Raw genomic sequence first — 16006 nt, 5'->3', positions numbered from 1 at the left:
AACAGGGGTCGGGGCTAGCATTCCGGGACGTGGCCAATGCAGTCCGCGCCTGACCTTGCCGTGCCCGGCCCCGACCCTGGGGCCGTCGACCCCGAGGACGGTGATGCGACGTGACCGTCGCCCGATTCTCCGCCCAGCCCGACGACGTCGGCCTGTACCGCCGCGCGCACGAGCACGACGCGTGCGGCGTGGCCATGGTCGCGACGATGCGGGGGAGCGCCGGTCACGACATCGTCGTCCACGCCCTCGACGCCCTGCGCAACCTCGACCACCGCGGCGCCACCGGTGCCGACCCCCTGGTCGGCGACGGCGCGGGCATCCTCACCCAGGTCCCCGACCGCTTCTTCCGCTCCGTCCTCGACGTCGAGCTGCCGCCCGCCGGGGCCTACGCCGCCGGCATGGCCTACCTGCCCACCGACGAGGCCGAGCGCGCCGAGGCCGAGCGCCGCATCACCGAGATCGCCGAGGAGGAGGGGCTCACCGTCCTCGCCTGGCGCGACGTGCCCGTCGTCCCCGACCTCGTCGGCGAGGCGGCCCGGGCCACGATGCCCTGCTTCCGCCAGCTCTTCGTCGCCTCGCGCGACGGCCTCACCGACATCGCCCTCGACCGCGTCGCCTTCGCCCTGCGCAAGCGCGCCGAGCGCGAGGTCGTCGTGTACTTCCCGTCGCTCTCGGCCCGCACGGTCGTCTACAAGGGGATGCTCACCACCGGCCAGCTCGAGCCGTTCTTCCCCGACCTGTCCGACGAGCGCTTCGCCACCGAGCTGGCCCTCGTGCACTCGCGCTTCTCGACCAACACCTTCCCGAGCTGGCCGCTGGCCCACCCGTACCGGCTCATCGCGCACAACGGCGAGATCAACACGGTCAAGGGCAACCGCAACTGGATGCACGCCCGCGAGAGCCAGCTCGCGTCCGACGTGCTCACCGGCGACCTCTCCCGGCTCTCCCCGGTCTGCACCCCCGAGGCCTCCGACTCCGCCTCGTTCGACGAGGTCCTCGAGCTGATCCACCTCGGCGGCCGGTCGCTGCCCCACGCGGTGCTCATGATGATCCCCGAGGCGTGGGAGAACCACGACTCGATGGACCCCGCCCGCCGCGCCTTCTACGAGTTCCACTCCACGTTCATGGAGCCCTGGGACGGCCCCGCCGCCGTCTGCTTCAGCGACGGCACGCTCGTCGGCGCCGTCCTCGACCGCAACGGCCTGCGCCCGGGCCGCTACTGGGTCACCGACGACGGCCTCGTCGTGCTGGCCTCCGAGTCCGGCGTCCTCGACCTCGAGCCCGAGAACGTCGTGCGCCGTGGCCGCCTCCAGCCCGGCCGGATGTTCCTCGTCGACACCGCCGCCGGCCGCATCGTCAGCGACGAGGAGGTCAAGTCCGGCCTCGCGGCGGAGCACCCGTACGAGGAGTGGCTGCACGCCGGCCTCATCGAGCTCGGCGACCTGCCCGAGCGCGAGCACATCATCCACACGGCGGCCTCGGTCGCCCGCCGTCAGCGCACCTTCGGGTACACCGAGGAGGAGCTGAAGATCCTCCTCGCGCCGATGGCCCGCACCGGGGCCGAGGCCCTCGGCTCGATGGGCACCGACACCCCCATCGCCGTGCTCTCCGAGCGGCCCCGGCTGGTCTTCGACTACTTCACCCAGCTCTTCGCGCAGGTCACCAACCCGCCGCTCGACGCCATCCGCGAGGAGCTGGTCACCTCGCTGGCCAGCACGATCGGGCCCGAGGGGAACCTGCTCGACGCCAACGCCGCGCACGCCCGCCAGGTCGTCCTGCCGTTCCCCGTGCTCGACAACGACGAGCTCGCGAAGATCGTCCATATCAACGCCGACGGCGACCTGCCCGGCTTCGAGACCGTCGTCGTCCGCGGCACCTACGACGTCACCGGTGGCGAGGACGCCCTGCGCTCGCGCCTGCACGAGATCTTCGCGGAGGTCTCCGCCGCGATCGCCGGCGGGGTGCGCTTCGTCGTGCTCTCCGACCGCGACTCCGACCGCGACACCGCGCCCATCCCCTCACTGCTGCTCACCTCCGCGGTGCACCACCACCTCATCCGCGAGAAGACCCGCACCCAGGTCGGGCTCATCGTCGAGGCCGGCGACGTCCGCGAGGTGCACCACGTCGCGCTGCTCATCGGGTACGGCGCGGCCGCCATCAACCCCTACCTCGCGATGGAGAGCGTCGAGGACATGGTCCGGCGCGGCGACATCACCGACGTCACCGAGGAGAAGGCGGTCGCCAACCTCATCAAGGCGCTCGGCAAGGGCGTCCTCAAGGTGATGTCGAAGATGGGCATCTCCACCGTCGCCTCCTACCGCGGCGCCCAGGTCTTCGAGGCCATCGGGCTCGCGCAGGCCCTCGTCGACGAGTTCTTCACCGGCACGGTCAGCCAGCTCGGCGGCGTCGGCCTGCGCGTGCTGGCCGCCGAGACCGCCGCGCGCCACGAGGCCGCCTACCCGCCCGACGGCATCCGCCAGGCCCACCGCAAGCTCGTCGTCGGCGGCGAGTACCAGTGGCGCCGCGAGGGCGAGCCGCACCTCTTCGACCCCGAGACCGTCTTCCGCCTCCAGCACGCCACCCGGCAGCGGCGCTACGACGTCTTCAAGCAGTACACGAGCCGCATCGACGAGCAGTCCGGCCGGCTGATGACCCTGCGTGGCCTGTTCTCGCTCGGCGGCGCCGAGCCGCGCGAGCCCGTGCCGCTCGAGGAGGTCGAGCCGGTCGAGTCGATCGTCAAGCGCTTCTCCACCGGGGCGATGAGCTACGGCTCGATCAGCAAGGAGGCGCACGAGACCCTCGCCGTCGCGATGAACCGGCTCGGGGCGCGCTCGAACACCGGTGAGGGTGGCGAGGACGAGGACCGCCTCCTCGACCCCACCCGCCGCTCGGCGATCAAGCAGGTCGCCTCCGGACGGTTCGGCGTCACCTCGATGTACCTGACGCACGCCGACGACATCCAGATCAAGATGGCCCAGGGCGCCAAGCCCGGTGAGGGTGGCCAGCTGCCCGGCCCGAAGGTCTACCCGTGGGTGGCCAAGACCCGGCACTCGACCCCGGGCGTCGGACTCATCAGCCCGCCGCCGCACCACGACATCTACTCGATCGAGGACCTCGCCCAGCTGATCCACGACCTGAAGAACGCGAACCCGTCGGCGCGGGTGCACGTCAAGCTCGTCTCCGAGATCGGGGTCGGCACGGTCGCGGCCGGGGTCAGCAAGGCGCACGCCGACGTCGTGCTCATCTCCGGGCACGACGGCGGCACGGGTGCCTCACCGCTCACCTCGCTCAAGCACGCGGGCGGCCCCTGGGAGCTCGGCCTCGCCGAGACCCAGCAGACCCTCGTGCTCAACGGCCTGCGCGACCGGATCGTCGTGCAGGTCGACGGGCAGATCAAGACCGGCCGCGACGTCGTCATCGCCGCGCTGCTCGGGGCCGAGGAGTTCGGGTTCGCCACCGCACCGCTCGTCGTCTCCGGCTGCATCCTCATGCGGGTCTGCCACCTCGACACCTGTCCGGTCGGCATCGCGACGCAGAACCCCGAGCTGCGCGAACGCTTCTCCGGGCAGCCGGAGTTCGTCGAGACCTTCTTCGAGTACATCGCCGAGGAGGTGCGCGAGCACCTCGCGGCCCTCGGCTTCCGGACCGTCGAGGAGGCGATCGGCCAGATCCAGCACGTCGACGTCAGCCGGGCGGTCGAGCACTGGAAGGCCTCCGGCCTCGACCTCTCGCCGATCCTCACCCGGGTGCAGAGCCCCGACGGCTCGGGCATCCGGCACCGCGTCGGGCAGGACCACGGCCTCGAGAAGGCGCTCGACCACCAGCTCATCGCGGCCGCACGCGACGCCATCGACAACGGCGAGCCGGTGCGGGCGCGCTTCGGCATCCGCAACGTCAACCGCACGGTCGGCACGATGCTCGGCCACGAGGTGACGCGGGCCCACCCCGAGGGCCTCGCCGACGGCACCATCGACCTCACCTTCACCGGCTCGGCCGGCCAGAGCTTCGGCGCCTTCCTCCCGGCGGGCATCACGCTGCGGCTCGAGGGCGACGCCAACGACTACGTCGGCAAGGGCCTGTCCGGCGGGCGCGTCGTCGTCCGGCCGGCACCCGGGTCGGCGCTCGTCGCCGAGGACAACGTCATCGCCGGCAACGTCATCGGCTACGGCGCCACGTCCGGCGAGCTGTTCCTGCGGGGCCGGGTGGGCGAGCGGTTCTGCGTCCGCAACTCCGGCGCCACCGCGGTCGTCGAGGGCGTGGGCGACCACGGCCTCGAGTACATGACCGGCGGCACCGCGCTCATCCTCGGGCCGACCGGGCGCAACGTCGCGGCCGGCATGTCCGGGGGCGTCGCGTACGTCCTCGACCTCGACCCCGCGCGGGTCAACCCCGAGCTCGTCGACCTGCGCCCGCTGCGGGCCGAGGACGAGCTCGTCGTGCACGACCTCCTCGAGCGCCACCAGCGGTGGACCGACTCGTCGGTCGCGGCACGGCTCCTCGCCGACTGGGGCACCGCCCGCTCGGCGTTCACCCTGGTCCTCCCTCGCATGTACCAGCGCGTCCTCGACGTGCGGGCCAAGGCGGAGGCGGAGGGCCTCGACCCCGACGGCACCCAGGTGTGGGAGCGGATCATGGAGGCCTCCCGTGGCTGACCCCCAGGGCTTTCTCAGGACGCGCGAGCGCGAGCTGCCGCGGCGGCGCCCGGTCCCGGTGCGCATCCGGGACTGGAAGGAGGTCTACGAGGACCAGCCGGTCCCCGAGCTCCAGCGCCAGGCCGGCCGCTGCATGGACTGCGGTATCCCGTTCTGCCACAGCGGGTGTCCGCTCGGCAACCTCATCCCCGAGTGGAACGACCTCGCGTGGCGCGGTGAGTGGCGCGAGGCCATCGACCGGCTGCACGCGACGAACAACTTCCCCGAGTTCACCGGTCGGCTCTGCCCGGCGCCGTGCGAGTCCGCGTGCGTGCTCGGCATCAACCAGCCGCCGGTCACCATCAAGCAGGTCGAGGTCAGCGTCATCGACCGCGCCTTCGAGAACGGCACCGTGCTGCCGCAGGCCCCCGACCGGCTCTCGGGCAAGACCGTGGCCGTCGTCGGCTCGGGTCCGTCCGGGCTCGCCGCCGCCCAGCAGCTGACCCGCGCCGGCCACACCGTCGCCGTCTACGAGCGCGCCGACCAGCCGGGCGGCCTGCTTCGGTACGGCATCCCCGAGTTCAAGATGGAGAAGGCCGTCCTCGACCGGCGCATCGCCCAGATGAAGTCGGAGGGCACCCGGTTCCGCACCGGCGTCGAGGTCGGGCGCGAGCTCACCGGCGCCGACCTCCGCAAGCGCTTCGACGCCGTCGTCGTCGCCATCGGCGCCACCGTGCCGCGCGACCTGCCGGTGCCGGGGCGCGAGCTCGACGGCGTCATGCAGGCCATGGACTTCCTCCCGCCGGCCAACCGGGTCGCGCTGGGGCAGACCGTCGAGGGCCAGGTCACCGCGCAGGGCAAGGACGTCGTCGTCATCGGCGGCGGCGACACCGGCGCCGACTGCATCGGCACCGCGCACCGCCAGGGCGCACGGTCGGTGACGAGCCTCGAGATCATGCCGCAGCCCGGGCTGGAGCGCGCCGGGGCCCACCCGTGGCCGACCTACCCGATGCTCTTCCGCGTCGCCTCGGCGCACGAGGAGGGCGGCGACCGGGTCTACGCCACGACGACCAGCGAGGTCGTCGGCGACGACGAGGGCCGGGTGCGTGCGCTGCGCCTGCACGAGGTCCGCATGGGGGAGAACGGGTTCGAGAAGGTCGAGGGCTCCGAGCGCGAGATCCCGGCCCAGCTCGTCCTGCTCGCCATGGGCTTCCTCGGCCCGCAGGCCGAGGGCCTGCTCGAGCAGCTCGGGGTCGAGCAGGACCCGCGCACCAACGTCGCGCGCGACGGCCACTTCATGTCCTCGGTGCCGGGCGTCTTCGTCGCCGGTGACGCCGGCCGTGGGCAGTCGCTCATCGTCTGGGCGATCGCCGAGGGCCGCTCGGTGGCCCACGAGGTCGACGCCTGGCTGATGCGCAAGCCGTCCCGGCTGCCGCGCCCGGTCAACCCCACCGACCGCCCCCTGACCGCCTGACCGGGCGGTCGGGGCGGGGTCGCCCGCGATGTGGCCCGCGTCACGGTGGAAGCGGTTCCACCGATAGGCTCGACACCATGCGTCGCGCGAAGATCGTCTGCACCCTCGGCCCGGCCACCTCCTCCGCGGAGAACCTGCGCGAGCTCGTCAAGGCGGGCATGGACGTCGCCCGGCTCAACCTTTCGCACGGGTCGCACGCCGACCACTCGCAGGTCTACTCCGACGTCCGCGCCGCGAGCGACTCGGTCGGGCGCGCGGTCGGCATCCTCGCCGACCTGCAGGGCCCCAAGATCCGCACCGCGCGCTTCGCCGAGGGCCCGGTGCTGCTCGTCAAGGGCGCCACCTTCACCATCACCACGCGTGACGTGCCCGGCGACGTGCACGAGGTCGGCACCACCTACGACGGCCTCCCCGGTGACGTGCACACCGGCGACCGCATCCTCATCGACGACGGCAAGATCGCACTCATCGCCACCGAGGTCACCGAGACCGACGTCATCTGCCAGGTGCTCGAGGGCGGGCCGCTGAGCAACAACAAGGGCATCAACCTGCCGGGCGTCGCCGTGTCGGTGCCGGCGCTGTCGGAGAAGGACGAGGACGACCTGCGCTGGGCGCTGCGCACGCGCGTCGACATGATCGCGCTGTCGTTCGTGCGCTCCGCCGACGACATCCGCCGGGTCCACGAGATCATGGACGAGGAGGGCATGCGCCTGCCCGTCATCGCCAAGATCGAGAAGCCGCAGGCCGTCGAGAACCTCGACGAGATCATCCGTGCGTTCGACGGCGTCATGGTGGCCCGCGGCGACCTCGGCGTCGAGATGCCGCTCGAGCAGGTGCCCCTCGTGCAGAAGCGGGCCTGCGAGATCGCCCGCCGCCGGGCCAAGCCGGTCATCGTCGCCACCCAGGTGCTCGAGTCGATGATCGAGAACTCACGCCCCACCCGCGCCGAGGCCTCCGACGCCGCGAACGCCGTCCTCGACGGTGCCGACGCGCTGATGCTCTCGGGCGAGACGAGCGTCGGCAAGAACCCCTTCGCGGCCGTGCGCACGATGGCCCGCATCATCGAGAACACCGAGACCCACGGCCTGCACCGCATCCGGCCGCTCGGCACCCGGCCCAACTCCAAGGGCGGGGCGGTCACCGCGGCCGCCGCCGAGATCGGCGAGCTGCTCGGGGTCAAGTACCTCATCACCTTCACCGAGGGCGGCGACTCCTCGCGGCGCCTGGCCCGGGTGCGCCCGCGCATCCCGCTGCTCGCCTTCACCCCCAACCAGGCCACCCGCAGCCAGCTCGCGCTCTCGTGGGGCGTCGAGACCTTCCTCGTCGGCAAGGTCCGGCACACCGACGAGATGGCCATGCAGGTCGACGAGGTGCTGCTCGGCCTCGGGCGGGTCAAGGAGGGCGACAACGTCGTCATCGTCGCCGGCTCGCCCCCGGCATCCCCGGCTCGACGAACGCCCTGCGCGTGCACCGCATCGGGGACGCCAAGAACCGCGTCGCGGCGGCCTACGTCGACGCCGCCGACGACGGCCGGTCCTGACGGACGGGCCCGAGGAGCCATCGGGGCCCGTCGGTAGACTGACGACACCCCGGCCGGGGTGGTGGAACGGCAGACACGGCGGACTCAAAATCCGCTGCCCGCGAGGGCGTGCGGGTTCGAGTCCCGCTCCCGGCACATGACCCAGAGTGCAGCCCCCACCAAGCGCGTCCTCGTCGCCGAGGACGAGGCCATCATCCGCCTCGACCTCTCGGAGATGCTCCGCGAGGCCGGTTACGACGTCGTCGGCCAGGCCGGTGACGGTGAGCAGGCCGTCGAGCTCACCCGCTCGCTGCGGCCCGACATCGTCATCATGGACGTCAAGATGCCGGTCATGGACGGCCTGTCGGCGGCCGAGGCCATCGGCGCCGAGCGCCTCGCGCCCGTCGTGATGCTCACGGCCTTCAGCCAGACCGAGCTCGTCGAGCGGGCCCGCGACGCCGGGGTGATGGCCTACGTCGTCAAGCCGTTCACCGCCAGCGACGTCACGCCCGCCCTCGACATCGCCCTGTCGCGGTGGAGCGAGCTCAAGGCGCTCGAGGAGGAGGTCGCCGACCTCGGCGAGCGGCTCGAGACCCGCAAGGCCGTCGACCGCGCCAAGGGCGTGCTCATGGCCAAGCTGAAGATCTCGGAGGCCGACGCCTTCCGGTGGATCCAGAAGACGGCGATGGACCGCCGGATGGGGATGCGCGAGGTCGCCGAGGCCGTCGTGGCGGGCATGGAGAAGGCCTGATCCGCACCACTGCGCGGCGCGGTGACGGGCTGCGTCGGTGAAGGCCTCGACCGGCCACGATTTCCTGCGCCGACCCCCCTACCCAGCGACGGTTCGCGGGCATAGTGTCCGGTGTCGGTGCGGTCCGCGTCGCGGGCCCGGTGCAACGAGGAGGTCCGGTGTCGCGACGGCCCGTCGACGTGAGCGTGGTGGGGGAGGACCTCCACGCGGTCACCGCCCTGTGGCTCGAGGCCCGCGTCGACTCCGGTTCCAGCCCCGAGGTCTGTGCCCGGACGATCACCGACGGCCGCCTGGCCTCCGCGCTGCGACGTCCCGGGGTGCTGGCCTTCGTCGCGCACCTGGACGGCGAGCCGGCCGGCTACGTCATCACCACCGACAACCCGTTCGGTATCAGCCCGACCCCCGAGGTCGCCATCGAGCAGCTGTGGGTCACGCCCGGGGCGCGCAAGCACGGGGTGGCCAAGTCGCTCATCGCGGCGGTGCTCGGGTCGGCGGAGCGCTCGGGCTGCGAGCTCGTCGTCTCCAACGTGCCGACGACCAGCCGCGAGGCCAACCGCTTCTTCGCGCGGCTGGGGTTCGGGTCGGTCGTCACGCGCCGGGTGGTGGCCACGGGCACGCTGCGCCGCAAGATCGCGCCCGAGACGGCCGAGACCGGACTCGAGCTGACGCGGCGTCGACGCAGCCTGCGCCAGCGCGCCTTCCCCGCCCGCTCGGCCTAGCCGCGGGCGTTCCGCCGCGGTCGAGGTGATACCGGGCCTTCTGGTGGTGCGGTTTCACCTCGAACCGGGGGCATGCACCGGCGGGTCGAGGTGATACCGGGCCTTCTGGTGGTGCGCTTTCACCTCGAACCGGGGGGATGCGTCAGTGGGTCGAGGTATCCGGCCGTCACGAGCCGTCAGCGCAATACCTCGAACGAGGGGAGCCGCAGGGCTGCCGAGCGTGGTGGGCCCTGATGATGGGTGGTTCGAGGTGATGTCGGGCCTTCTGGTGGTGCGCTGTCACCTCGAACTGGGGGATGCGTCGGCGGGTCGAGGTATCCGGCCGTCACGAGGCGTCAGCGCAATACCTCGAACGAGGGGAGCCGCAGCCAAGTCAGGTGCCGTGTGTCCAGATGATGGGTGGTTCGAGGTGATGTCGGGCCTTCTGGTGGTGCGCTTTCACCTCGAACCGGGGGATGCGTCGGCGGGTCGAGGTATCCGGCCGTCAGCAGTCGTCCGCGCAATACCTCGAACGAGGGGAGCAGCCGCGGCGCGGTCAGGTGCGGGCGCGGGCCAGGCCGAGCCGGGCCGAGGGCAGCCCCGGCAGCACGGTCGAGGCCGTGACGCCGCAGCGCTTCTCGAGCACCTCGCCGAGCACCGACCGGTAGTCGGTCGTCGCCTTGAGGTCACCCGCCTGCAGCTGGCTGTCGGCCAGCCCCGGCCACGTCCCGTAGACCGAGCCCCCGACGACGCCGCCGCCGAGGACGAACGAGAAGTTGCCGTACCCGTGGTCGACCCCGCCGGAGCCGTTCTCGGCGACCCGCCGACCGAACTCCGAGAGCGTCACGAGGGTGACCCGGTCGGATGCGGTGCCGAGGTCGGTCATGAACGCGGCCAGCGCCCTCCCGACCTCGGTGAGCTGGCGGAACATCCAGCCCGAGTCGCTGCGGCCGAGGTCGGTGTGCATGTCCCAGTTGCCGGAGTCGATGGTGACGGCGCGCAGGCCCACGCCGGCCTTGACGAGCCGGGCGGTGTCGCGCAGCGCGTCGCCGAGCGCACCGGACGGGTACGAGGCGCCGTTCGCCGGCGTGTACCCGGCTGCGCGCAGGTCCGAGACCGTCGACAGCGCGTCGAGGGTGCCGCGGGCCGGCGCCCCGATGGGGTCGGGCGCCCCGACGTGCAGGGCGCGCAGGGCGGTCGTCCAGCGGGTCGCCTCGGTCGCGTCCCACGCCCCGTTGAGGCTGAACGCGTCGACCGAGCGCATCGCGAGCTCGGGGGTGGGCCCGAGCATCGAGCGGGGAGCGGACGTCGCGCCCATCGCGGTGGAGGCGAAGGCGCCCGGGGTCGTCGTCGCGCCGACCATCCGGTCCAGCCAGCCGGTGCGCAGCGAGGACCCGGGGGCCGCCCGCTCCATCTCGTCGAGGTCGGTGAAGTGCGAGCGGGTCGGGTTCGGCTGGCCCACGGCGTGCACGACGGCGAGCTTCCCGCCGGTGTAGAGCGGGAGCAGCGGGGCCAGGGCCGGGTGGAGGGCGAAGCGGGCGTCGAGCTGCAGCCCGCGCGCCTGCGGCACGGCGATGGAGGGGCGCGCCGTGTAGTACGCGGCGTCGCCCACGGGCGCGACGACCGAGAGCCCGTCGATGCCGCCCCGGAAGGACAGGACGACGAGGGTGTCGCCGGTGTACCCGGCGTCGGCGAAGGTCAGCCGGGTCAGGGCCTCGGCGGGGGTGGCCAGGGCGACGGTGGCCCCGGCGGCCCCGAGGGCGGTGGCCCCCGCGAGCACGCCGCGGCGGCTCACGCCGGAGACCGCGATGCCCTCGGGGCAGCCGCACGCGGCGTGCCCCTCGGACGCGGAGGTCGGGCCGGTCGGGGCGGCAGCGGTCGGGACGGGGGAGGTCGGCAGGGTCATCGTCGGGGTCCTCAACGGGTCGCGAACTCGGGGGTGTCGAGGAGCAGCGCCACGACGTAGGGCAGGCGCCAGCCGACTGCCGCGTCGGTGCTGCGCAGCGGGGAGGCGGCGGTCTTGTCGAGGAAGGCGCACACGGCGTCGCGCTTCGCGGCCGGGATCGGCCCCTGGAGCAGCCGGAGGGCGAGCGCGTCGACCATCGCGCCGTGCGTGGCGGGCAGGGTCGCCGGCAGCAGGGAGCGCAGCGCGGGGTAGGTCACCTCGGTCTGCGGGGACTCGACGGCCGTCCAGCCCTGCGACATCGTCCAGTTCCACGCCGTCAGGGTGGCGTTGGCGCCGGCCCAGGCCGCGGCGACGTCCGGGTAGCCGTTGGGGGCGGGCCAGCCGAGGGGCGCCTGCCCGGCGACCCGCGAGTACCAGACGAGGCCCGAGAGCCAGGCGCGGGTGTCCGGGCCGGGCGCGACCTCGAGGATGCGTGAGGTCGAGATGATCCGCTCGAGCGGGCGCTTGACCTTCTGGCCCACCGAGGCGGCGAACTCCGCCGAGGAGAAGAGCGCGGTGAGCACCGGTGCGATGGCCGTGTCGTTCGCCGTGTAGACGGCCGCGAGCGAGGTGACGAGCGAGGCGGGCGGGACGTCGGACACGAACCGGGTCGCCAGCTTCGTCGCGATCCGCCGGGCGGTCTTCGGGTGCCGGGCGAGGTACTGCAGGTAGGCCACCCCGACGGCCTCGCCCTGGGCCGAGGTGTTGGCGTGCGACCAGTCCATGACCGAGAGGGAGCCGACGTGGTGGCGGATCTGCCGGTAGTAGTACTCGCCGGACTCGTCGTCGGTCGACATCCCGGTGAGGGCCAGGGCCGAGCGGCGGATGTCGGACTCGAGGTAGCCGCCGTCGACGCCGACGGTGTGCAGCTCGAGGACCTCGCGGCCGAAGTTCTCGTTGGGCGCGCGCTTGGTCGAGGACTCGTTGTCGAGCTGGGCGAGCATCGCCGGGTGCTTCGCGGACGCGACGAGCATGTCCGAGAACCTGCCGAGGGCGTGCTTGCGGACGACGTCGACGTGGAAGCGGTGCACGCTGTCCCACGTCTCGCCCCACGGCGCGGTGACGACGAGGTGGTTGGTCCAGAACTCGACCATCACCTCGAGCAGCTGGCGCTTCGACCACAGCGCCCGGGCCACGACCGACTCGATGACGTCGGTGCCGAGGTCGCCCGTGCTGTTGGGCCAGTACTGGTCGTGCACCTGCCAGGTCGCGAGCGACAGGCGCGGGAACAGCCGGGCGACGAGCGCGTCGCAGGTCGCGTCCGGGACGAGGCGCAGCGGGTCGAGCTGGTCGGCGACCCAGCCGGCCGCGCCGCGGGCCTGGATCTCGGCGACGAGGGCGGGGGTGGCGCCGAACGAGGCCCGGCGGGCGAGGTGCAGGGCGGTGGCCTCCGAGGTGGTGCCGGAGCCGACCCGCGAGACCGGGCGCCGGACGGAGGTGATCGGTGTGGCCACGAGCCGGGCGGCGGCGCGCGGCCGGTAGGCGGCGTCGACCGCCCGCGAGGACGGCACGGCGGTCGGCACCGGCTGGGCCTCGGGCATCGAGCGCGGCTTGTCGGGGGCCGGCAGCACGGTGGCGCGCATCGTGCGGCGGGCGGCCTCCTTGGCCCGGCGGGTGAGGTCGGGTGAGGGGGTGCCGACGAGGCCCGAGAGCAGGGCGGCGGCGGTCGAACGACGGGGGAGGGCAGGGCTCACGAGGTCGATGGTCCCCGCGCGCGGGGCGCCCGGCGTCGGCCGTTCGGCCGGTGGCGGGTGGGCCGACCGGCCCGGATGCACCTGTCTTGACCTGCGCCTGACCCGTGCCTGGCGCGGTGCTGACCTCCGCCCGACCGGGCGCTGGGCTAGGCCCCGGGGGCGGCGTCCCGGATGAGGCAGGTGATCCGGGAGGTGCAGACCCGCTTGCCGTCCTCGTCGGTGACGACGACCTCGTAGCAGGCGAGGGTGCGCCCGAGGCTGAGCGGCGTGGCCGTGCCGGTGACCAGCCCCGAGCGGGCCGCGCGGTGGTGGGTGGCGTTGATGTCGAGCCCGACGACGGCCTTGCCCTCGCCGGCGTGGAGAGCGGCGCCGATGGAGCCGAGGGTCTCGGCGAGGACCACCGAGGCCCCGCCGTGGAGCAGCCCGTACGGCTGGGTGTTGCCGGCGACGGGCATCGTCGCGACCAGCCGTTCGGGGGTGGCCTCGACCACCTCGATGCCCATCCGCTCCATGAGCGAGTCGGGGTTCATCGCGCGCATCCGCTGCACGCCGGCCATGAGGTCGGAGCTGTCGGTCATGGTCGTTAGGCTGCCACGCGTGAAGCTCCTCCTCCTCGACGGACACTCGCTGGCCTACCGGGCGTTCTTCGCCCTCCCCGTCGAGAACTTCTCGACGAGCACCGGGCAGCACACCAACGCCGTCTACGGCTTCACCTCGATGCTCATCAACGTCCTGCGCGACGAGGCGCCCACCCACGTCTGCGTCGCCTTCGACGTCTCGCGCCAGACCTTCCGCCTCGAGGAGTACAGCGAGTACAAGGCCGGCCGCTCCAAGACGCCCACCGAGTTCTCCGGCCAGCTGCCCCTGCTGCGCGAGGTGCTCGACGCGCTGCGCATCAAGCACATCGGCCTCGAGGGGTACGAGGCCGACGACGTCATCGCCTCCCTGACCCGGCAGGCCACCGAGGCCGGCGCCGAGGTCGTCATCTGCACCGGCGACCGCGACGCCTTCCAGCTCGTCACCGAGAAGGTCAGCCTCATCTACCCGGTCCGTGGCGTCTCCGAGGTCTGGCGGATGGACCCCGCCGCCGTCGAGGAGAAGTACCTCGTCCCCCCGAACCGCTACAGCGACCTCGCGGCCCTCGTCGGCGAGTCCAGCGACAACCTCCCCGGCGTCCCCGGCGTCGGTCCGAAGACCGCGGCCAAGTGGCTCGCCCAGTACGGCGACCTCACCGGCGTCGTCGCCCACGTCGACGAGATCAAGGGCAAGGCCGGCGAGAACCTGCGCGCCCACCTCGACGGCGTGCTGCGCAACCGCAGGCTCAACAAGCTCGTCGACGACCTCGAGCTGCCGCTCACCGTCGCCGACCTCGAGCGCGCCTCCTGGGACCGCGAGGAGGTCCACCAGGTCTTCGACGGCCTCGAGTTCCGCGTCCTGCGCGACCGGCTCTTCCAGACCTTCGACGTCGAGTCCGACGAGGTCGAGGGCGGCTTCGAGCTCGACGGCGACGTGTTCACCGCCGACGACCTCACCGTGCGCTTCGGCGACGGCGCCGTGGGGCGCACCGTCCCGCACGGGGTCGTCGTGTCCGGGCACTACCGGGCGGGCGAGGGCGACGCGGGGGCCGTCGCGCTGGCCGGCGACGACGGCGCCACGGCCTACCTCGACCTCACCGCGCTCACCGCCGAGCAGGAGCAGGCCCTCGCCGGGTGGCTCGCCGACCCCGACGCGCCCAAGGTCCTCCACGACGTCAAGCCCCAGCTCCAGGCCCTGCGGGCGCGCGGGCTGGCCCTCAACGGCGTCACCAGCGACACCGCCCTCGCCGCCTACCTCGTGCGCCCCGACCAGCGCTCCTACGACCTCGAGGACCTCGTCGTGCGCCACCTCGGCCGCGAGCTGACCGCGGAGGGCGGCGCGACGAGCGACCAGGGCCGCCAGGGCACGCTGACCTTCGACGTCGAGACCGACGACGACACCGCCGAGCGCGACGCGATGGTGCGCGCCCGGGCCGTCCTCGAGCTGTCGGCCGTCCTCGCCGAGAAGGTCGAGGAGACCGGCGGCACCGAGCTGCTCGCCGACCTCGAGCTGCCGCTCGTCGACATCCTCGCCGAGATGGAGCGCACCGGCATCGCCGTCGACGAGGACGCCCTCACCGACCTCGAGGCCGACTTCGCGGCGAAGATGCGCCAGGCCCAGCAGGACGCCTACGACGCCATCGGCCGCGAGGACGTCAACCTCGGCAGCCCGAAGCAGCTCCAGGAGGTGCTCTTCGACCAGCTCGGCATGCCGAAGACCAAGCGCACCAAGACCGGCTACACCACCGACGCCGACGCGCTCGCCGACCTGTTCACCAAGACCGAGCACCCGTTCCTCGAGGCGCTGCTGCGCCACCGCGACACCAGCCGGCTGCGGGTCACCGTCGAGGGGCTCATCAAGTCGGTCGCCCCCGACCGGCGCATCCACACGACGTACCTGCAGACCATCGCGGCCACCGGGCGGCTGTCCTCCACCGACCCGAACCTCCAGAACGTGCCCATCCGCACCGAGGAGGGCCGGCGCATCCGCGACGTGTTCGTCGTCGGCGAGGCCTTCGAGTCGCTGATGTCGGCCGACTACAGCCAGATCGAGATGCGGATCATGGCCCACCTCTCCGGCGACGAGGGGCTCATCGAGGCCTTCCGCACCGGTGAGGACCTCCACCGCTTCGTCGGCGCCCGGGTCTTCGGCGTCGAGCCCGAGGACGTCACCCTCGAGATGCGCAGCAAGGTCAAGGCGATGAGCTACGGCCTCGCCTACGGTCTCTCGGCGTTCGGCCTGTCCAAGCAGCTGACCATCGGCACCGGTGAGGCGCAGGGCCTCATGGACGAGTACTTCGCCCGCTTCGGCGGCGTCCGCGACTACCTGCGCGAGGTCGTCGTCGAGGCCCGGGCCACGGGCTACACCGCGACGATGCTCGGCCGGCGCCGCTACCTCCCCGACCTGCTGAGCGACAACCGGCAGCGCCGCGAGGGCGCCGAGCGGATGGCCCTCAACGCCCCGATCCAGGGCTCGGCCGCCGACATCATCAAGCTGGCGATGAAGGGCGTCGACGCCGCGCTCAAGGCCGAGGGCGCCACCAGCCGGATGCTGCTCCAGGTGCACGACGAGCTCGTCCTCGAGGTCGCCCCGGGGGAGCGGGCCGACGTCGAGGCCCTCGTCCGGCGCGAGATGGGTGCCGCCATCGACCTCGGCGACGTGCCCCTCGACGTCAGCGTCGGGGTCGGCCGCTCCTGGCACGACGCCGCGCACTGACGG

Annotated in this window: 8 protein-coding genes, 1 tRNA gene and 1 pseudogene; 7 read left to right on the top strand and 3 right to left on the bottom strand. The window is 72.8% G+C overall.

All coding sequences use genetic code 11. The features are described 5' to 3' along the window. The first annotated feature begins 110 nt into the window (after nt 1–110). The 6 genes and pseudogenes from gltB (at nt 111) to G7075_RS07365 (ending at nt 9094) form a co-directional block, all read left to right on the top strand. A complete protein-coding gene (gltB, locus tag G7075_RS07390) occupies nt 111–4652 on the top strand; it encodes a glutamate synthase large subunit (RefSeq protein WP_166120469.1) in 4542 nt (1513 codons plus the stop codon). Next, complete coding sequence (locus G7075_RS07385; RefSeq protein WP_166120466.1) at nt 4645–6105, top strand: glutamate synthase subunit beta; 1461 nt, start codon at nt 4645–4647, stop codon at nt 6103–6105. Before gltB ends, G7075_RS07385 begins: the two co-directional genes overlap by 8 nt. Before the next feature lie 77 nt (nt 6106–6182). Then, nucleotides 6183–7645: pseudogene (gene pyk, locus G7075_RS07380) on the top strand (pyruvate kinase). A 52-nt stretch (nt 7646–7697) separates the two neighbouring features. After that, nucleotides 7698–7780 (top strand) — tRNA-Leu (locus G7075_RS07375). A 1-nt stretch (nt 7781) separates the two neighbouring features. Continuing rightward, a complete protein-coding gene (locus G7075_RS07370; RefSeq protein ID WP_166120464.1) occupies nt 7782–8375 on the top strand; it encodes an ANTAR domain-containing response regulator in 594 nt (197 codons plus the stop codon). A gap of 158 nt (nt 8376–8533) precedes the next feature. Next, nucleotides 8534–9094, top strand: coding sequence for a GNAT family N-acetyltransferase (locus G7075_RS07365; RefSeq protein WP_166120462.1), 561 nt, complete (start codon nt 8534–8536; stop codon nt 9092–9094). Between the two features lie 535 nt (nt 9095–9629). Here the strand turns inward: G7075_RS07365 and G7075_RS07360 are convergent. The 3 genes from G7075_RS07360 to G7075_RS07350 all read right to left on the bottom strand — a co-directional run bounded on the left by G7075_RS07360 (nt 9630) and on the right by G7075_RS07350 (nt 13290). After that, on the bottom strand, nt 9630–10979 hold the full coding sequence (locus tag G7075_RS07360) for a DUF1501 domain-containing protein (protein WP_166120459.1): 1350 nt from the start codon (nt 10977–10979) through the stop codon (nt 9630–9632). 11 nt (nt 10980–10990) lie between these two features. Next, nucleotides 10991–12712, bottom strand: coding sequence for a DUF1800 domain-containing protein (locus G7075_RS07355; protein ID WP_166120456.1), 1722 nt, complete (start codon nt 12710–12712; stop codon nt 10991–10993). Between the two features lie 146 nt (nt 12713–12858). Beyond that, complete coding sequence (locus tag G7075_RS07350) at nt 12859–13290, bottom strand: PaaI family thioesterase (RefSeq protein WP_166120453.1); 432 nt, start codon at nt 13288–13290, stop codon at nt 12859–12861. Between G7075_RS07350 and polA the strand changes: the two genes are divergently transcribed. Then, nucleotides 13289–16003 (top strand): DNA polymerase I, encoded by a 2715-nt coding sequence (gene polA / locus G7075_RS07345; RefSeq protein ID WP_166120450.1) that lies wholly within the window; start codon nt 13289–13291, stop codon nt 16001–16003. The genes G7075_RS07350 and polA overlap by 2 nt on opposite strands. Nucleotides 16004–16006: the final 3 nt, after the last annotated feature.

Origin of the sequence: Phycicoccus sp. HDW14 (assembly GCF_011383005.1) — a bacterium.
In the GTDB taxonomy this organism is placed as follows: domain Bacteria; phylum Actinomycetota; class Actinomycetes; order Actinomycetales; family Dermatophilaceae; genus Phycicoccus.
Note: the sequence above shows the minus strand (reverse complement) of the source record. Positions and strands in the feature narration are given on the sequence as shown.